Here is a 19069-nt window from a genome sequence, read left to right as displayed (position 1 = left end):
TCACGGCGCTGATCAGGGCTCGCCTCCCTCACCGCCGGCGCGCCTGTTCTTCCGTACGCGGGCCTTGGACCCGGCGGGCGGCGTGCCCGCCCCTGGCTCGCCGTTCGCGGGCTCGCCGTTCGTGGATTCGGCGCCCGCCGGTTCGGTCTTCGCCGACCCGGTCTTCGGGGGTTCGGTGTCGTCCGACCCGGCCGTGCCGCGGGGTTCCTTCCCACGGGGCTCGCTGTCCCGGAGCCCGCTGTCCCGGGGCTCGCGCAGCGAGGCGATGACCGCGTCGGCCTCGGTGTCCGCCGCGAGGTCGTCGGCCTCCGCGGCCTCGCGCCGCTTGATGACCACCATGTGATCGACGGAAGCGCGCCCGCCGCCGGTCACGGCCAGCAGCACCGACGCCGCCCCGAGGGCCACGATCAGCCGGATGTCGCCGCCGGTGAGCGGAAGCGCCGGGTCACCGGCCGTCAGCACGAACACGGCCAGCGCCTCGGCGAACAGCAGCAGCCCGACCGTTGGTACGGCCAGGCCCGCGATCAGGAGCGTGCCGCCGACGAGCTCGATCAGCATGGTGGCGGCCGCCCACAGTCCGGGCATCGGGGCCTGCAACTCGGCGAACTGCGCCCCGGTCGAGGTGAGGCCGGCCTCGAGCTTGTGCCAGCCGTTGACGAAGAAGATCCCGCCGACGCCCAGTCGGGCGGCCAGCGCGGCCAGGTCTTGCAGGCTTCTCTTCACGATGGTCGTCCCTGGGGGTGAGGGGGGTCGCCCTTGGGTTGCGCGTCCTACACGGGAACCCGTTCCGGCTCCTCGGCGCCGGGTGGGCGGGGGATGAACACGGCCACAGCGAGCGCGGTGAGGGCGAGCATCGCCACGCTGACGAGGACCGTGGAATGCAGGGCGGTGACGAACGCGGTGCGTGCCGCGCTCAGCAGGGTCTCTCCCGTGGCGCCGTCCCCCGTCTCGTGCGCCACGTGGGCGGCGGAGGCGAGCGATTCACGGGCCTGGGCCATCAGGCGCTCGGGCACTCCGGCGACGGTGCCGAGGGCCGGCGCGTAGATGATGGTGGTGATCGTGCCGAGCACCGCGATGCCGAGCCCGGCGCCCAGTTCGTAGGCCGTCTCCTCGATGGCGGCGGCGCCGCCGGCCCGTGCCTCAGGGGCGGACGCCATGATCACGTCGGAGGCGCCGAGCAGTGCGACCTCGACGCCGAACCCGATGCCCACGAAGCACAGCGTGAGCACGACGGGATGCGGTTCCGTCCCCCAGGTCAGGACGGGGGTGAGGGACAGGGCGGTGAGCGCCAGCCCGCCGCTGATCGTGGCCCGCACGCCGGCGCGCTGCAGCACGTGCGCGGCGGCCAGGCCCCCGACGACGGCGGCGACCATCAACGGCAGCATGCGGACGGCGGCTCCCGTCGGCGACAGGCCGAGCACGAGCTGGAGATACTGGGCGAGCATGAGCTCCAGCCCGACGAGCGCGAAGATCGCCAGTGCCACGCAGGCCACGCCGGTGGAGAATCCCCGCTGCCGGAACAGCCGGATGTCGAGCAGTGGGACCGCCAGCCGGCGCTGGCGCCGTACGAACCAGACCAGCAGCGCCACGCCGCCGAGGAGCACGGCGATCGAGGCGTCGCGCCCGATCGTGTGACCGGTCCCGGCCTCCTTGAGCCCGAAGGCCACGGCCAGGATGCCGAGGGTCGACAGGGCCGCGCTGGTGGCATCCCACGGCTGGTCCGGCCGCCGCGGCGACGGCGGGAGGATCCGTACGGCCACGGGCAGCAGGATGACGAGCAGCGGCACATTGATGAGGAACACCGCGCCCCACCACAGGTGCTCGACCAGGACGCCGCCGACCAGCGGGCCGACTGCGGCTCCCGCCGCCGCCACGGCACTCCAGACGCCGAGCGCGATGGCCCGCTCCCGCCGGTCGGCGAACACCTGTCTGATGATCGACAGCGTGGCCGGCATGATCATGGCGCCGCCGACGCCGAGGAAGGCGCGGGAGACGATGAGCGCCAGCGGGCTGCCGGCGAACGCGGCCGACAGCGAGGCCAGGCCGAACACCACGTAGCCGGCAAGCACGAAGGGCCGTCTGCCGTACCGGTCGCCCAGCGTGCCGAACGTGATCAGCAACGGCGCGACGACCAGGGAGTAGCTGTCGATGATCCACAGGAGTTGCACGGCGGACGGTTCCAGCGCGGCGGTCAGCGCGGGCACCGCGATGTGCAGCACCGTCGCGTCGACGGCGATCAGGAGCAGGCTGAAACAGAGCAGCACAAGGACCGACCACCGGTTCACCCGGCGTTCGCGCACGACGCCTCCAGTGCGGACAGCGCCGGACTCGGTCTCAACCCCGACTATGATCATAGGCCGTTCAGTGCTCCTCCTCCCGTATCTGAGAGGGCCCGCTGGGACATGCGTCCGCAGCTTAGGCCATCGGAAGGGGATCTCTCAGCCCTTCCGGTGATGTCCGGTACATATCGCCGGGCCGGGGGCGGGGCCGTTCCGGCGCGCACACGAGCACGCCGGATCCAAGCATTCCGCCGTTGCTTGCGGTATAACCGGGGGGCGAAGCGGGGAGGCAGCGATGCGGGACTCCGACAGGGCACGGGCGGCGGGTCGGTTGAATCGGACCGCGGCCCATGAGCTGTTCGAACGGGTGCGCTTCCGCTATTTCCATCTGCCACCGTTCGCGCGGCGCGCCGTCTTCGCCGTGCTGCTCGTCGCGACCATGGGCGTGGCCGCCGCGCTCAACTGGTCGCTGGTCCCGACGTTCGTCAGCGCCGTCGTGGTGCTGGGTTTCCTCGCGCTCTCGCTCAGTTTCCCGCGCGCCGCGGCCACCGTGCTGGTGGTCGGGGCCTGGGGGCTCATGGTGCCGGCGCTGCTTCCCCTGGTCGGCGGCCAGCGGCTGGTGCCGTGGCTGATGACGCTGGCCATCCCGGTGGCGGTGGCCGCACACCTGATCCGATGGGTGCCGCCGTGGCTGACCACGCTGTCGGCGTTGCTCCCGGCGGGGGTGGTGGCCATCGCGATCGCCCCGTGGTCGCCGTCCGGCGCGCTCTGGGGCGCCTGCGGCGTGGCGGCCGCCGTGCTCGTCTACCGCCTCGTGCTGGCGCACCGGGTCCGCGCCGAGATCGAGCGTCAGCGGCCCGGGGACGCCGTCCAGCCCCAGCAGTGGACCGCCCAGCAGCGGCCCGGGCAGCAGAAGACCGTCCAGCAGCGGGTGCGGGCGGGCGGCCATCAGTCGGCCGGAGGCGACCCGGGGCCACCGCCGCCGATCACCGTCGAGCAGGCGCTCGGCGAACTCGAGGCGATGATCGGGCTCGAACCGGTCAAGGAGCAGGTACGGGCGATCGCCGCGTCCATCGAGGCGGCGCGCCTGCGCCGAGAGGCGGGTTTCGCCAATGAGCGCCCGATGCGGCACTTCGTCTTCGTCGGCCCGCCCGGGACCGGCAAGACGAGCGTGGCCCGTACGGTAGCCAAGATCTTCTACGCCTTCGGGCTGCTGGAGACGCCGTTCGTGGTCGAGGCCCAGCGGGCCGACCTGGTGGGGGAGTACCTGGGGGCCACCGCCATCAAGACCAACGAGCTCATCGACAGCGCGCTCGGCGGTGTGCTGTTCATCGACGAGGCGTACGGCCTGATCAACTCCGGGGACGGCCAGCCCGACAGGTTCGGCGCCGAGGCGGTGCAGACGCTGCTGAAACGGGCGGAGGACGACCGCGACCAACTGATCATCATCTTGGCCGGTTACGAGCGGGAGATGAACGAGTTCCTGTCGTCCAACCCCGGGCTGTCGAGCCGGTTCGCCGGCCGGGTGCGCTTCCCGAGCTATCTCCCCGACGAACTGCTGGAGATCACCGAGGCGCTGCAGGAGCGGCGGGGGGACCGGCTCGCCGCTGACGCGCGTCCGGTGCTGCGCGGGATGTACGAGGACGTCCGGCGGCGCGGTCTGATCGACGAGCTGGGCAACGCCAGGTTCGCCCGCAGCCTGGCCGAGGCCGCGGCTCAGGCGCGCGACGTACGGGTGGTGAGCGCGGGTGGCGCTCCACGCGGCGAGGACCTGGTCACGATCACGACGGGCGACGTCGTCAAGGCCTTCGACGAGATCACCGCGCGGTACCGCGGCTATCAGGCGACCCCGACGCTGGAGGAGGCGCTCGCCGATCTCGACCGGATGGCCGGGCTCGAACCGGTCAAGCGGCAGGTGCACGCGATCACGGCGCAGCTCAAGGTCGCGCGGATGCGCCAGGAGCAGGGCCTGCCCGTCCAGGCGCAGATGCGGCACTTCGTGTTCGTCGGTCCGCCGGGGACGGGCAAGACGACCGTGGCCCGCATCCTGGGCCGGATCTTCTCCGCGCTGGGCCTGCTGGCCCGTCCCGACGTGGTCGAGGCGTCCCGTGCCGACCTGGTGGGCCAGCACCTCGGGGCGACCGCCATCAAGACGAACGAGCTGGTCGACCGGGCGCTCGGCGGCGTGTTGTTCATCGATGAGGCCTACGGCCTGGTGAACGCGGGTTACTCGGGCGGCGACGCCTTCGGGGCCGAGGCGGTGCAGACGCTGCTGAAGCGGGCGGAGGACGACCGCGACCGCGTGGTGATCATCCTGGCGGGCTACGAGCGGGAGATGGACGCGTTCCTGGCCACCAACCCCGGGCTCGCCTCCCGGTTCAACCAGCGCGTGTCGTTCCCCTCCTATAGTCCGGCCGAGCTGACCGACATCGCCAGGTTGCTCGCGGCCGGGGCCGGCGACCGTTTCGACCCGGCGGCGGCGCGTGACCTCGCCGACGTCTTCGACTGGGTCTGCCGCGAAGGGCTGATCGACGGTCTGGGCAACGGCCGTTTCGCCCGCTCGCTCTACGAGAGGGCCGCCCTGCGGCGGGACGTACGGCTGGCCGACCAGGGGTCGGCCAACGCGGCGGAGCTCACGACGATCACCAGCGCCGACGTACGCAGCGCGGTGGACGAATTGTCGTGAAACCTGGGTAGTTGTGCGGAACCTCCGGTTTTGCCTGGTGAAGTGTCTCGATGGCCAGGGATGATTACACTCAGCTACTGATCTAATGCATAAAGTGGCTGACTGGATCGGAGACGCAAGTGAGAGCACGATGGCCGCTTGCCCTGGTCGCACTGATCGCCGTGGTGGCCTCCGGCGCCTGCAGCGGCACGCCGGCCCGGGACGGGCATGACGGCGCTCTGCCTCCGTCTCCCGTCAAGGCACTGGACATCAACCCGCTGGCCCGGGAGAAGGTGAAGGACGGCGGCACGCTGCGGTGGGGGATCATCGACTTCCCCGTCCAGTGGAACCAGAACCACATCGACGGCGACACCCACAGTGTCGACGTGGTGATGGACGCGCTGATGCCGCGCGCGTTCCGGTCGGACGAGCGGGGCCGGGTCTCACTCGACACCGACTATGTGACCAACGCGCGGGTCACCGCCACCTCGCCGCGCCAGGTCATCACCTACACCCTGAACCCGAAGGCCCACTGGTCGAACGGCAAGCCGATCACCTGGGCGGACTTCGCCGCCCAGTGGAAGGCGATGGGCGGCCGGGACCGGGCCTACCGCGTCGACTCCCACATCGCCTACGAGAACATCCAGAACGTGACCAGGGGAGCGAGCGACCGGGAGGTGGTGGTCACGCTCACCCAGCCGTACAACGAGTGGCAGTCGCTGTTCTCGCCGCTCTATCCCGCCTCCACCAACTCCTCTCCCGAGGCGTTCGGCGCCGACTGGATCAACAAGATCCCGGTGTCGGCCGGGCCGTTCCGGGTCGAGCGGCTCGACCGGAAGGGCGGCCTGCTCACCCTCGCCCGCGACCCGGGCTGGTGGGGCGACCGGGCCAAGCTCGACAAGATCGTCTTCCGCAGGGTGCGGCCGGAAGGCCTGGTCCGGGCGTTCACGAAGGGCGACGTCGACGTCTTCGACGTGGGCCCGTCCCCGGACAACTACGCCCAGGTGCGGGAGGCGTGGGACGCCGTCGTCAGGCAGGCCGCGGGCCCCGAGTACCGCCAGTTCACGTTCAACGCCGAGAGCGGGAACCTCTCCGACCTCAGGGTCCGTCAGGCCGTCGCGATGGGCCTCGACCGCAAGGCCCTCATGGAGCTCGACCTGAAGGGGCTCGGCTGGCCGACCGTGACGCTGGACAACCACTTCCTCATGAACAGCCAGCGGGGCTATCGCGCCAACGCCGGCGAGCTGGGCGTCTACAACCCGCGGCGGGCCGGTGAACTGCTCGACCAGGCGGGCTGGAAGATCCCCGTCAAGGACGGCAAACCGGGGAAGATCAGGATGAAGGACGGCAAGCCGCTGACCCTGCGCTTCGTCGTCCCCGCCGGGGTCAAGGCGACCGACTCCGAGGCACAGGTCGCCCGGCTGATGCTCCAGCGGATCGGGGTGAACGTGGTCGTCCAGGCCGTGCCGTTCAACGACTTCTTCGGCAAGTACCTCATCCCGGGGAACTTCGACATCACCGCGTTCTCGTATCCGGGCACTCCGTTCCCGATGTCGAACTCGTTCGACGTCTTCGCCGACGGCGAGAACATCAAGGGTGACGACGTGAAGTGGTACTCCAACCTGGGGCGCAGCGGGAGCCGGCAGATCGACCAGGCGATGTACCGCGCGGGCAGCTCGCTCGACGACGAGCAGGTGACCGACCTGCTGAACGAGGCCGACAAGCTGGTCTGGCAGAAGGTGAACGTCCTTCCCCTCTACCAGGTCCCGCAGAACGTGGTCGTACGGTCCGGACTCGCCAACATCGGCGCGAACGGTCTCTACGACCTCAGGTACGAGAACATCGGCTACGCCTCCTAGAACCCCGGCCCCGGCTTGCGATGAGCTGCCCCCCGGCCATCTCGGGATCGAGGGGGCGCAGCTCCCGATGTCACATCGGTGGTTCGTCCGGGATGTCGGCGATGTCGTCGAGGGCGGCGGCGAGCTCGCCGGGGTGGTCGCCGATCCGTTCGGCGATCTCGATCAGCACGTGCAGCACGTCGTGCCGGTCGTGGCCGAGATCGATCAGACGCTGGGCGGCCTCCCACAGCTGCGGGGGGTCGCCCACCCACAGCCGGCCGGCGATCTCCTCATGCCAGGCCAGGTGCTCCTCCAGGTCGGGCCGGTCCAGCTCGCCCGCGTGGTCGATCTCCAGGAGGATCCGCCGGTCCGCGTCGTCGGCCGGGTTCAGCAGGTCGAGCTTGGTCGAGCCGCGCATGCCCTGCAGCAGGGGGAAGGCGAAGGCCCGCCGGGCCAGGGCGGACAGGTCGCCGTCCGGGAGCAGCCGCTCGACGAGCGCGCGGTCCAGGCCGAAGGTCGTCGGGTCGCGGTAGGCCTCGGTGAAACGCGACATCGCCTCCCAGACCGCGTCGAGCGTGGCGCGGACGCCCTGCTCGGGCAGTCCGATGCGCGGCGCGGCGAACCGTACCCACGCCGACAGCACATGCGGCATGGCGTCCTGCTCGGCCGGGGTGAGCAGCACCTTGCGCGGCAGCCAGTCCAGCAGGAACGTCTCGCACTTGGCGGGGCTCACCCGCAGCGGCCGGCCGAGGTCGCGGTCGCAGCCGTAGTCGATGATGTGGTCCGCGCATCGGGAGGCCGCCGAGGGGTCGGAGAGGTTCTCCGCCGCGTCGGAGGCGAGGAACTCGGCGGCGAGCATCGCCCGCCGGTCCCGGCTGTAGGGGGCCTCGGCGTGCGCCGGCGCCGGACGCATCCGACCCGGCGGCAGCGCCTTGATCCGCGCCCGGGCGAACGCGTGATAGGCGCTGTAGCCCTCGCTCACCAGCCGGGGGCCCTTGCGTCCGTGCGCCGCGGCGGCCGCCTTCATCGCGAACTCCAGCAGCGCCCGCGCCTGCTGCGGCTCGATCTCCTCGAACCGCAGCAGCGGGTTGCCCGCCGCCTCGGCCCCGGCCTGCTCCAGCAGCTTGTCGACCTGGGAGGAGACCCAGGCGTCCCGGGCCATGCCGCCCATGTTGTAGTCGACGACCACGACCAGGGCGTGCGTGTCCTCCCCGTTGTAGGCGAACGTGCACAACACCGTGTCCTGGTCGCCGTAGACGTCCCTGGACACATAGCAGCCGGCCGGTTTCACCGCGCCGACGCGCTCGGCCCACCGGGGCCGGGCCACGTCTGACTCCATCAACGCCAGGGCGGCGCCCTCGGCCTTGGCGGCCTGCCGGGCGGTGCCCAGGTAGGCGATGGAGATCAGCAGGGTCAGCGCCGCCGGAGTGCCCGCCTTGGCCGCGTAGTCCACCAGGCCCTCGCCGAGGACGTGCTCGACGTCGCCGCCGCGCAGCCGCTTGCCCCACCAGGCACCGAGCATGTCGGACACCATGAGCTCGGCGTCCAGGGGGCTGCGCATGGCGAGCAGTTCCCGGGCCGCCAGCAGCATCTCCGCGAACACGTCGTCCGGCGGCCGGGTCGCCCGGGGGTCTCGTCGATGCCTGCGACTCACGGCATCTCGTTCCGCTCGCTCACGGACTCCACCTTCTCGCATTCCCGCGGGAAACCGCATCAGGAACGCGGGCCGGTGACTTCCCCGTTATGGACGCCGGCCGCCGGTGCCGTCCCGATCACGGGGCGGCGTGGAGTTCACCAGGCCGAGCAGGCGTTCCCGGGCGACGCGTTCGACGAGCTCGGGGGTGACGTCGAGCCCCAGATGCTCGGCGCACGCCCGGACGTCCGCGACGAGACGGGACAGGACTGTGGCGGGAACGGTCGCGAACTCGGCGGACAGCCGGGCGATCACGAGGTCCACGAGATCGCGCCGCGGCTCCGGGCGCCGGTCGCCACCGATACGGACTGCGAGTGCGGGCATGGGCTGCATCCTCGCTGTATGGGGACCTGCCGCCCCTTATTCCACAACTTTCCCGGCGGCTGTCAACCCTCCGTCTCCGGTCCGTTACGCTCGCGATCTTTAGACCGAATCGTGTTCGAGTGGCTCGCGGCCTCGGCTTCTGGCGCACTACGATGGCCCGACCGGAAAGGTATGGGAAGATGACCGCGGCGACGCCGGGTCGTACGGTGAGGAGGGGATGCCCGCGCCACCGAGCGGGAAGCGAGGCGGGCGACCGGGAAGTTGGCCGGACATCTTCCTGCGCGAGATGCCGGTCTTTTGACAGGATGCGTTGACCGCATGGCTGGCGGGGCTTCCGTCCGCCTATGCCGATCGCCGATGATGTAGGGCAGATCTGCGCTACCAATCACAGTTATGGAGATGTGCCTCGTGGGAGAGCCTGGCACGCGACGGAGGTGCCGACCATGAGCGCCGAAACCTCCGTGCCCCGGCCCCGGGAGTCCGGTTTGGACATCTCAGACTCCGACCTCTTCAGAGGCCTGATGTCGGAGGCGCCGTTCGCCTTTGCCTTCTTCGACTCGTCCGGTCGCTTCGTCCGGGTCAACGCGACCTTCACCGAGATGACCGGTCACCCCGTCGACCGGCATCTGGACCGTCTTCCGGCGGAGCTGCTGCCGGCCGACCTTACCGCCGTCATCGAGGCGGCGCTGCGCCGGGTCGGTGAGGACGGGCTTCCGGTCACCGACCAGCGGATCAGGACCCGCGAGGAGAACGGCGACAGCCGTCACTGGGCGGTGTCCTTCTTCCCGATGCGCGGCGGAGAGGACGGCGAGCCGGGCGTCGCCCTGTTCGGCGTCGACCTGACTGAGCAGCAGATGGCCAGAGAACTGCTGCAGCGCAGCGAGGAGCGTTACCGCTCGCTCGTGGAGTCCCAGCAGCAGCTCGTCTGGATCACGTCGCCGAGCGGCGCGGCGGTCGAGGACGCCCCGCAGTGGCGGGCCATCACCGGCCAGGGGCTGGAGGAGTACCTCGCACACGGCTGGCTGGCGGCGGTCCACCCCGACGACCGCCCCGGGGCGGAGGAGGCGTGGCGCGAGGCGCTGCGCGGCCGCACCATGTTCGAGTGGAGCTACCGGGTGCGCACCCGGGCGAGCGGTTACCGCCATTTCGAGGTCAGAGCCGTACCCATCACGAGACACGGCCGGGTGGTGGAGTGGGTCGGCGCCAACACCGACGTCACGCCGCAGCGCGAGGCCGAGGAGATGCGGGGCCGCCTCACCGACCAGCTCGGCGCCGCCGCGCTGCGCACCGCGCGGCTGCAGGGCGCCACGGCCATGCTCGCGGAGGCGCTCACGGTCGAGCAGGTGGTGCAGGTCATCATCGACGTCGGCCGTACGGCCCTGGCCGCCGACCATTCCGCCGTGGCCCTGCTCGACCCCGAGCGGGGCACGCTCAAGCTGAGCAACAGCGGCGGCCTCCCGGACGTGACCGGGGACGAGATCGAGCTGTCCCACTCCAACGTGATGACGATGGCGGTCAACAGCCGGCGGCCGGTCTTCGCCGAGTCGCCCGACAGCCTGCGGACCCAGCTTGTCGACGCGGGCGCCGACGAGGCCGGCGTCGCCGAGTTCCTCGCCCACACCGATGAGCGGGCCTGGGTGGGCCTGCCGCTGCTGGCCGCCGGTCGCGCCCTCGGCGCGCTGCGGTTCTCGTTCCTGCGGCCGCAGAAGATCTCTCAGGAGGACGGGGTCTTCTACGAGGCGCTGGCCGGCCAGTGCGCGCTCGCGGTCGAGCGGGCCACGCTGTTCGAACGGGAGCACCGCACCGCCGAGACGCTGCAACGCAGCCTGCTTCCCGAACGCCTGCCGGACGTCAACGGCCTGAAGCTGGCCAAGTTGTTCCTGTCGGGCTCGCGGCACGTGCAGGTCGGCGGCGACTGGTACGACGGGTTCGTCCTGCAGGACGGGCGGGTGGCCGCCGTCGTGGGCGACGTGATGGGCAAGGGCGTCAAGGCCGCCGCGGGCATGGGCCGGATCCGCAACGCGATGCGGGCTCTCGCGCTGACCAACCCGCCTCCGGCGGCGGTCCTCACCGGCCTCGACCGGGTCTTCGAGGCGACCGAGGAGGAAGAGCAGGTCACGACCCTGGCGTACATGGTCGTCGAGCCGGGCACGGGAGAGGGCACGCTCGCCCTGGCGGGTCATCCGCCGCCACTGCTGGTCTCGCCCCAGGGTACGGCGATTCTGCACGACACCGAGCCGGGCACGCCGCTCGGCTGGGCCACCAGCCGCAAACAGTTCCGTTTCTGCGTGCCGCCCGGGCACACGGCCGTGCTGTACTCCGACGGTCTGGTGGAGAACCGCAAGCGCGGGCTGGACGCCGGTCTACGGGAACTCGCATCCGTCGTGTCCGAAGCATCCCAGGAGGTGCTGAACAATCCGAGTATGCTGCTGGATTTCCTGGTGGAGCGCATGCTGGGCGGGTATGAACAGGATGACGATGTAACGGTTCTCGCGGTGCACGTGCCGCCGGCCACGAAGAGTGACTGAATGAATCAGTCATAACGGTTGCTTTCGGGTATCAGTGACCGCCTTTCGTACGCAGCAGTGTCTCAGGCGGCCTAGGGTGGAGGAGCAACCGGCGGGACGCGGCCGTATCACGTGCCGTGGCGTGCCACAATGGCATGTCGCGGTCCGCGCGACCTCACCACCGGAAAAGAAGAAACACCTGGGTCCATTCTCGCCATGCGTTCGTTCGAGAGGTGTTCGTGTCGCCTGCAAGTTCGACTCGCTCGAAGCCGTCGGAGCTGAACGAGCCAGTGATCCAGCAGCTCCTCGAGCGTGGGCGCTCGCAGGGTTTCCTCGAGTCCGAGGATGTCCGCAAGGCCTTCGAGGAAGCGGACATCCCGCTGTCGCACGCCGCTGGATTCCTGCGCAGCCTCAGCAAGGAGGGCGTCACCGTCGTGGTGACGGCGGCGGACTCCGCGGCGCCCAAGCGATCCCGAGGCCAAGCCAAGCGCCGTTCAGCCGCGCCCGTCAAGAAGACCACCAAATCCGCGGCCGCGAAGGACTCGCAGCCGGAGACGGTCACCGCCGTGGTGACCGAGTCCGCGCCGGCCGCCAAGCCTGAGGCGAAGCCCGCGGCCAAGCCCGCCGCGAAGTCGGCGGCCAAGCCCGCGCCGGCCAAGCCCGCGCCGGCCAAGTCCGCCTCGAAGAAGGCTCCGGCCAAGCCCGCCGCGGCCAAGAGCGCCGCCGGGAAGCCGGCGGCCAAGGCCGGGCCCGCCAAGAAGGGGGCGCCCGCCGCCCAGGACGCTCCGGCGGCAGGCCCCGCGCCGAAGGCGCAGAAGGCGGACCCCAAGCCCAAGTCCGCTGAGCTGGCCGAGGACGAGGACGACATCGACCTCGAGGCCGACGTCGACATCGAGGACTTCGAGATCGAGGTCGAAGACGACGAGGTCGAGACCGAGACCGAAGCCGAGGCGGAGACCGAGACCGAGGAGGAGTCCAAGGACGGGGCCGCCGCCCAGTCCGAGGACGAGGTACTGATCCTCAGCGACGACGATGACGACGCGCCCGTCGCCCAGGTGGCCGCGGCCGGCGCCACCGCCGACCCGGTCAAGGACTACCTCAAGCAGATCGGCAAGGTGCCCCTGCTCAACGCCGAGCAGGAGGTCGAGCTCGCCAAGCGGATCGAGGCGGGCCTGTTCGCCGAGGAGCAGCTCGCCGGCGACGGCGACGGCCTTCCCGTCGACGTCCGGGCCGAGCTGGAGTGGATCGCGGAGGACGGCCGTCGCGCCAAGAACCACCTGCTGGAGGCCAACCTCCGGCTGGTCGTCTCACTGGCCAAGCGGTACACCGGCCGCGGCATGCTGTTCCTGGACCTGATCCAGGAGGGGAACCTGGGCCTGATCCGCGCGGTCGAGAAGTTCGACTACACCAAGGGCTACAAGTTCTCCACCTACGCCACGTGGTGGATCCGGCAGGCGATCACGCGGGCCATGGCCGACCAGGCGCGGACCATCCGCATCCCGGTCCACATGGTCGAGGTGATCAACAAGCTCGCCCGGGTCCAGCGGCAGATGCTGCAGGACCTCGGTCGTGAGCCGACGCCGGAGGAGCTGGCCCGCGAGCTGGACATGACCCCCGAAAAGGTCATCGAGGTTCAGAAGTACGGCCGCGAGCCGATCTCGCTGAGCACTCCTCTCGGTGAGGAGGGCGACAGCGAGTTCGGTGACCTGATCGAGGACTCCGAGGCCATCGTCCCGGCCGACGCCGTCAGCTTCACGCTGCTGCAGGAGCAGCTGCACTCGGTGCTCGACACACTGTCGGAGCGCGAGGCCGGCGTGGTGTCCATGCGGTTCGGTCTCACCGACGGGCAGCCGAAGACCCTCGACGAGATCGGCAAGGTCTACGGCGTGACCCGCGAGCGGATCCGCCAGATCGAGTCCAAGACCATGTCGAAGCTCCGTCACCCCTCCAGGTCCCAGGTGCTGCGCGACTACCTCGACTAGCCCGACCATCGACCCGGGAATGCCGTCCGCGGGAGCGGGCGATTCCGAGGCCCGATCACCTCGGGAGGCGGCGCGGTCGGTCACGCGCCGCGATCGGCCTCGGAACCCCAGAACCTGGAACCTGGAGCCCGGAACCCCCTAAGATCCCCCGATCACGACGTCAAGTGTCCACGGCCTGCCCGGTGAGGGCGGGCCCGACAGCTCGGTCCGGTGCCCCAGACCGGCCAGCGTCTCCGCGAGTTCCCGCGGGCTCCCCGGCCTGTCGGGGCTCTCCACGAGCGAGCGGGCCACCGCCCCTCGGGTCGCCTTCGCCATGTGGCTGACGACCGTCCGCTTTCCGCCGGACTCCCTCAGGACCCGTACGGCGACCGCCCGTTCGCCCGGCTGCCACGCCGCGGCGTAGGGGGCCGACCGCATGTCCACGACGAGTCCCTTCACCGGCTGGAGGGCGGCGGTGATCGAAGGCCGCCAGAACGCGGCGAGGTTGCCCATGGGCGGCAGCCGTACGCCCATGGCGAGCCGGTAGGGCGGGACCCGGTCGGACGGCCGCAGCAGGCCCCACAGCGCCGAGAAGACCACGATCCGCCGGTTGGCCCGGCGGCGTGCCTCGGGGGAGAGCGTGGCCAGGCCCAGGTTGTCGTACAGCACGCCCGTGTAGAGCTCGGCGACGGGCAGGGATCGCGCGGTGTGCAGCCCGCGGTTGCGTTCGATGTCGCCCACCTGCCCGTCGGACAGGTCGAGCACCTCCTGGGCGCGCGGCGAACGGCACAGCGCGACCAGGGCGTCGAGCACTTCGTCGCGCGGGGACGCCAGCTCGGGGAAGCTCAGGCGCCTGCGCTCGGCGGTGCCCCAGGCGGCCTTCCCCTCCGACGGCGGAAGCAGGATCAGCACGAACTCCGACCCTATAGGGCGCGTGGGCCGGTCCCGCCGCCGGTCCCGCGTCCGGTTACCCTGTCGCGGTGGATCTCGAGCGATCGCCGTTCGACCGGCTTGTGGACGAGGGATGGCCGGCGCCGGGCCGGGTGGCGGCCGGTGGTTGGATCTACCGGCACGCGGGCGGGGTGACCAAACGGGCCAATTCGGTCCTGCCGCTGGTCGCGGACGGAGCGGGGACCGGCCTGGCCGGGGCCGTGGCCGGGGCGGAGAGGTTCTACGCGGAGCTCGGCCTGCGCTGTGTCTTCTCGATCGGGCCCGGCGCGGTCCCGGGCCTCGACGCCGAGCTCGATCGCCGGGGCTACCGGGTGGCGGACCCCACGCTGATCATGACGGCGGCGTCGGTGTGGCAGGCCGTACCGGACGGGGACGTCGCGCCCGGAAAGGTCGCGCCTGGGCCGTCGGAGCGGTGGCTGCGCACCTGGTGGCGGGTGGACGGCGGGCGGCATCACGGCGAAGGGGACGTTCCGGCGATGGAATGGGCCCGGCGGATCATGACAGGCGTCCCGGCGGGCTACGTCCGTCTTGAGACCGACGCGGGCGCAGGCGTGGGCAGAGGCGTGGTGCAGGGGGATTGGCTGGGCGTCTACTGCATGGCCGTGGAGCCCGGGGCCCGGCGCCGGGGGCTCGGGCGCTCGGTGCTGCGGAGATTGCTCGCCTGGGGGCGCGAACGCGGCGCGGAACGCGCCTACCTGGTGGTGACGGAGGGCAACGCCGGAGCCCGCGCGCTGTACGAGCGAGAGGGCTTCACCGTCGCCGGTCGTTATCACTACCGCGTCGCGCCCTGACGGCGTCTCCTCCGAGTACGGCGACGGCGCGCCGGAGGACCTCGGCGGTCGCTCCGGCACGCCGCGCTATGGTCAGCGACCGCTCTGGGCGGACGTCGGTGATTGGCTGAGTCGGGCCGACTCGTCCTGGATGTCAGCGCCTCTGTCGCGCAGTACGGCTGCGTGCTGACGCCCGTGGTGGGCGCAGAACAGCAGCTCCCCACCCACGGGCAGGGTCGCGCGGATGTAGGCCTGAGCACCGCACCGGTCACACCGGTCCAGGGCGGTCAGCGGCTTGGCGGGGGCGAGAGCTCCAGTCACGTATCGCCTTTCGGGTCGCCCCACCGTGGCGGGGACGTTGGCGTCAGTCACTTGGGACAACATCTAACCGGATAAAGGCGTTCCCAATCACCCCCCGACTACGCCGAGAGCGGAATGCGCCCGAAATGCTTCGTTACCCTGTGATGCGGATCACGTTGCGAGTCCGTGGTATGCAGGTGCACCTGGCAAGCTGTTACGCGTACAAACATGAGTGGCGATAAGCTACGTACGCGTGTTCGATTGATGGGCAGCAGGAGTCTTGAACGGTAGCTTGAACGGCAGTAGGAGTTGGGCGTGACGGCGGTTGGCGCGGAGGCGGGGTACACGGCTCGTCATCTCTCGGTGCTGGAAGGCCTGGAGGCCGTGCGCAAGCGCCCGGGGATGTACATCGGGTCCACGGACACCCGGGGTCTCATGCACTGCCTGTGGGAGATCGTGGACAATTCCGTCGACGAGGCCCTCGCCGGGTGCTGCTCACGCGTCGAGGTCGAGCTGCACGCGGACGGCTCCATCGAGGTACGCGACGACGGCCGCGGCATCCCCGTGGACATCGAGCCCAAGACGGGGCTCGCCGGAGTCGAGCTCGTCTACACGAAGCTGCACGCCGGCGGCAAGTTCGGCGGCGGATCGTACGCGGCGTCCGGCGGCCTGCACGGCGTCGGCGCCTCGGTCGTCAACGCGCTGTCCTCCCGGCTGGACGTGGAGGTCGACCGGAACGGCCGCGTCCACCAGATCAGTTTCCGCCGTGGCGTTCCCGGGCACTTCGACGGTGACGGGCCGACGGCGAAGTTCCGCAAGAAGTCGGGTATGCGCGACGGCGGCGAGGCGCCGGCGAAGGCCACCGGCACCCGGGTCCGCTGGTGGGCCGATCGGCAGATCTTCCTGCCCGAGGCGGAGGTCTCGGTCGACGAGATCCACGTACGGCTGCGCCAGACGGCGTTCCTGGTCCCCGGGCTGACGCTGGTGCTGCGCGACAGCCGCGGCGAGGAGCCGACCGAGGAGACGTTCCGGTTCGACGGCGGCATCGGGGAGTTCACCGAGTTCCTCGCGCGCGACGAGGCCGTCTGCGACGTGCTCAGGCTGCAGGGCGAGGGCCGCTTCCACGAGACCGTGCCCGTGCTCGACGAACAGGGCCACATGACGTCGACGCGGATCGAGCGGGAGCTCACCGTCGACGTGGCGGTCCGCTGGGGCAAGGGCTACGAGACGACCGTGCGCTCGTTCGTCAATGTGATCGCCACTCCCAAGGGCGGCACGCACGTGGCCGGGTTCGAGAAGGCGCTCGTCCGCACCATCAACGACCAGTTGCGCGAGACGCGCCTGCTCAAGAACGGCGACGACCCCGTCACCAAGGAGGACATCCTCGAGGGGCTGACCGCCGTGGTGACCGTACGGGTGTCCGAGCCGCAGTTCGAGGGCCAGACCAAGGAGGTCCTCGGCACGGCGGCGGCGGCCCGCATCGTGGGCCACGTGGTCACCCGGGAGCTGAAGGAGCTGTTCGCGAGCCCCAAGCGCAGCCAGAAGCAGCAGTTGCGCGCGGTCCTGGAGAAGGTGGTGGCGGCGGCCAAGGCGCGCATCGCCGCCCGGGAGCACCGCGACAACCAGCGGCGCAAGTCGGCCCTGGAGAACTCCGCGCTCCCCGCGAAGCTGGTCGACTGCCGCAGCGACGACGTGGACCGCAGCGAACTGTTCATCGTCGAGGGCGACTCCGCGCTCGGCACGGCCAAGCTGGCCCGGGACTCGGAGTTCCAGGCGCTGCTGCCGATCCGGGGCAAGATCCTCAACGTGCAGAAGGCCTCGGTCGCCGACATGCTCAAGAACGCCGAGTGCGCCGCCATCATCCAGGTCGTCGGGGCCGGGTCCGGCCGGACGTTCGAGATCGACTCGGCCCGCTACGGGAAGATCATCCTGATGGCCGACGCCGACGTCGACGGCGCGCACATCCGCTGCCTGCTGCTCACCCTGTTCCATCGGTACATGAAGCCGATGGTCGAGGCGGGCCGGGTGTTCGCCGCCGTGCCGCCGTTGCACCGCATCGAGATCACCAACCCCGGCCGGGGCAAGGACAAGTACGTCTACACCTATTCGGACGCCGAGCTGCACAGGGTGCTGCGTGACCTGGAGCGGCGGGGCAAGCGCTGGAAGGATCCCGTGCAGCGCTACAAGGGTCTGGGTGAGATGGACGCCGATCAGCTCGCCGAGACCACCATGGACCCGCGCCATCGCGTGCTCCGCCGGGTCAGGATCGAGGACGTGGAGGAGGCCGAACGCATCTTCGATCTCCTCATGGGCAGTGAGGTCGGCCCCCGCCGCGAGTTCATCGTCAGCAGCGCGTCCGACATCGACCGCGACCACATCGACGCCTGACCCGCGGCGAGGCCCGGTCCCTCACCCCGGCGTGATCAGAAGGATTCGATCTCCAGGGTGCTGAGCCGGGAGCGGGCCTCCGCCATGGCCTCCCGGTAGCGCTCGTCCCAGTTCGGGTCGTCGTCCGCGATCGCCCGGACCGTCTGCCGGGTCAGCTCGACCGGTCCGTCCCGGCCCGGGCGGACCTTCCGTACGACGACCAGCGTCCAGCCGTTCTCCATCACCGTGTCGATCTCCCAGCGAGGGCGGGTCGCCGCGGTGTCGCCGCCGCGCGCCCGGCGGGTGTCGCGCAGCAGCAGCATCAGCAGATAGATGAGCACGGCGACCACGATCAGGGTCACCGGGAGGGCGAGCAGTCGCATCGGTCCACATCCCTCACCTGGTGGGAATGGCGATCCCTCCGCCATTGCCCGGAGCGTACACGGTGATGCCCTGGGGCAGGGCCTTCAGCTTCTCGATCTCGGCGCACGTCGGGCACTTGTTGTACCCGTCCTGGCGGGCCTTGTTCGCCTCGGCCTCCGCGCGGGCCTGCGCGACCTTGGCCTGAGCCTCGGTGACCTTGGCGAAGGCGGCCTGCGCCTGGTCGACGGCCTCCTGGACCTGCTTGGGCAGCGTGACCTTGGAGAGGTTGAAGTGGATATCGGTCAGGAAGTCGGCGCCGAGCGTCGACTTCAGGTCCGCGGCGAGGCTGGTGTTCACCGCGTCCTGGATCTTCGCGATGTTCGCGTTGTTGCCCTGGGGCTGCAGCCCGGCCTGCTGCGCCGAGCTGTTGTTCTGCACCAGCGAGCAGGATGAGACCAGCTCGGCGCAGCGGAAGCTGTTGATCTGGGCGCGGAGATCATTGTCGATCACCGGGCGGATGATCTGGTCGAGGAACGCCGACCAGCCCTCGTCGCCATCCCAGGGGTAGTAGGTCTTGCCGTCGATGCTGCGGAACTTGCGGGTGCCGAACTTGTCGTCGAACGCCTTGAGCGTGTCGTGATCGAGGTTGAGACCGAAGTAGAGCGTGCCCTCGATGCCCATGTTCACCCCGTCGCTGCTGGGCACGACGACCACGTCGACGCCGGTGCGCTCGCCGTGGCCCGAGTCGGAGGTGATGGTGTAGTAGCGCTGCTGGGCGGGATAGCGGTGAACCTGGGACCACCACCCGGTCCACGTCACGCTGGAGCCGGGATCGATGACCTGGCGGACCTGGTTGTCGTCGAGCGGCCCGCCGTTGCGCACGACGGCGACCTCACCGCCGGTGGTGCGTTCGAATCCGCCGAAGGCGCCGATCACGGTCGGTACCGCGGCGACGATGAGCGCTAGCACCGCCAGCACGAGTATCTTGCGGAACGAGCCGGATCTGGCGGGGGTGCGGGTGGACATCTGCGAAATCTCCTCGGGGGGCGGC

At 70.5% G+C, this 19069-nt stretch carries 14 protein-coding genes; 6 read left to right on the top strand and 8 right to left on the bottom strand.

All coding sequences use genetic code 11. From position 1 onward, the window contains the following. Window positions 1-12: 12 nt before the first annotated feature. A complete protein-coding gene (locus AP234_RS21085; protein ID WP_055481405.1) occupies window positions 13-723 on the bottom strand; it encodes a DoxX family protein in 711 nt (236 codons plus the stop codon). A 47-nt stretch (window positions 724-770) separates the two neighbouring features. Further along, entirely contained in the window at window positions 771-2300 is a 1530-nt protein-coding gene (locus AP234_RS21080; protein WP_055481404.1) for an MFS transporter, read from the bottom strand. Between the two features lie 274 nt (window positions 2301-2574). Between AP234_RS21080 and AP234_RS21075 the strand changes: the two genes are divergently transcribed. Both AP234_RS21075 and AP234_RS21070 read left to right on the top strand, forming a co-directional pair. Then, on the top strand, window positions 2575-4965 hold the full coding sequence (locus AP234_RS21075; protein ID WP_055481403.1) for an AAA family ATPase: 2391 nt from the start codon (window positions 2575-2577) through the stop codon (window positions 4963-4965). A 119-nt stretch (window positions 4966-5084) separates the two neighbouring features. After that, the gene (locus tag AP234_RS21070; protein ID WP_055481402.1) at window positions 5085-6803 is read left to right on the top strand and encodes an ABC transporter family substrate-binding protein; all 1719 of its coding nucleotides are present in this window, start codon (window positions 5085-5087) and stop codon (window positions 6801-6803) included. Window positions 6804-6873: 70 nt separating this feature from the next. Here AP234_RS21070 and AP234_RS21065 read toward each other — a convergent pair whose 3' ends face one another. Both AP234_RS21065 and AP234_RS21060 read right to left on the bottom strand, forming a co-directional pair. Next, window positions 6874-8373 (bottom strand): hypothetical protein, encoded by a 1500-nt coding sequence (locus AP234_RS21065; RefSeq protein WP_055481504.1) that lies wholly within the window; start codon window positions 8371-8373, stop codon window positions 6874-6876. Between the two features lie 150 nt (window positions 8374-8523). Beyond that, window positions 8524-8799: a hypothetical protein gene (locus tag AP234_RS21060; RefSeq protein ID WP_055481401.1), complete on the bottom strand. Its 276-nt coding sequence runs from the start codon at window positions 8797-8799 to the stop codon at window positions 8524-8526. Between the two features lie 443 nt (window positions 8800-9242). Here AP234_RS21060 and AP234_RS21055 point away from each other — a divergent pair, with 443 nt between their 5' ends. Continuing rightward, a complete protein-coding gene (locus tag AP234_RS21055) occupies window positions 9243-11327 on the top strand; it encodes a SpoIIE family protein phosphatase (protein ID WP_055481400.1) in 2085 nt (694 codons plus the stop codon). Between the two features lie 218 nt (window positions 11328-11545). Next, entirely contained in the window at window positions 11546-13288 is a 1743-nt protein-coding gene (locus tag AP234_RS21050; protein WP_055481503.1) for an RNA polymerase sigma factor, read from the top strand. Between the two features lie 138 nt (window positions 13289-13426). On the opposite strand, the gene AP234_RS21045 is transcribed toward AP234_RS21050, so the two are convergent. Continuing rightward, entirely contained in the window at window positions 13427-14179 is a 753-nt protein-coding gene (locus AP234_RS21045) for a YaaA family protein (protein WP_055481399.1), read from the bottom strand. 68 nt (window positions 14180-14247) lie between these two features. Here AP234_RS21045 and AP234_RS21040 point away from each other — a divergent pair, with 68 nt between their 5' ends. After that, window positions 14248-15009: a GNAT family N-acetyltransferase gene (locus tag AP234_RS21040; RefSeq protein ID WP_055481398.1), complete on the top strand. Its 762-nt coding sequence runs from the start codon at window positions 14248-14250 to the stop codon at window positions 15007-15009. 72 nt (window positions 15010-15081) lie between these two features. Here AP234_RS21040 and AP234_RS35185 read toward each other — a convergent pair whose 3' ends face one another. Further along, window positions 15082-15309, bottom strand: coding sequence for a DUF7455 domain-containing protein (locus AP234_RS35185; RefSeq protein WP_083502290.1), 228 nt, complete (start codon window positions 15307-15309; stop codon window positions 15082-15084). 294 nt (window positions 15310-15603) lie between these two features. On the opposite strand from AP234_RS35185, the gene AP234_RS21035 reads away from it, so the two are divergent. After that, window positions 15604-17676, top strand: coding sequence for a DNA gyrase/topoisomerase IV subunit B (locus AP234_RS21035; protein ID WP_083502289.1), 2073 nt, complete (start codon window positions 15604-15606; stop codon window positions 17674-17676). A 35-nt stretch (window positions 17677-17711) separates the two neighbouring features. Here AP234_RS21035 and AP234_RS21030 read toward each other — a convergent pair whose 3' ends face one another. After that, window positions 17712-18038, bottom strand: a complete 327-nt coding sequence (locus tag AP234_RS21030; protein WP_055481396.1) for a hypothetical protein — start codon at window positions 18036-18038, stop codon at window positions 17712-17714. A gap of 13 nt (window positions 18039-18051) precedes the next feature. Continuing rightward, complete coding sequence (locus AP234_RS21025) at window positions 18052-19044, bottom strand: SPFH domain-containing protein (RefSeq protein WP_055481395.1); 993 nt, start codon at window positions 19042-19044, stop codon at window positions 18052-18054. Window positions 19045-19069: the final 25 nt, after the last annotated feature.

Origin of the sequence: Sphaerimonospora mesophila (assembly GCF_001417795.1) — a bacterium.
GTDB classification, from domain to species: domain Bacteria; phylum Actinomycetota; class Actinomycetes; order Streptosporangiales; family Streptosporangiaceae; genus Sphaerimonospora; species Sphaerimonospora mesophila.
Note: the sequence above shows the minus strand (reverse complement) of the source record. Positions and strands in the feature narration are given on the sequence as shown.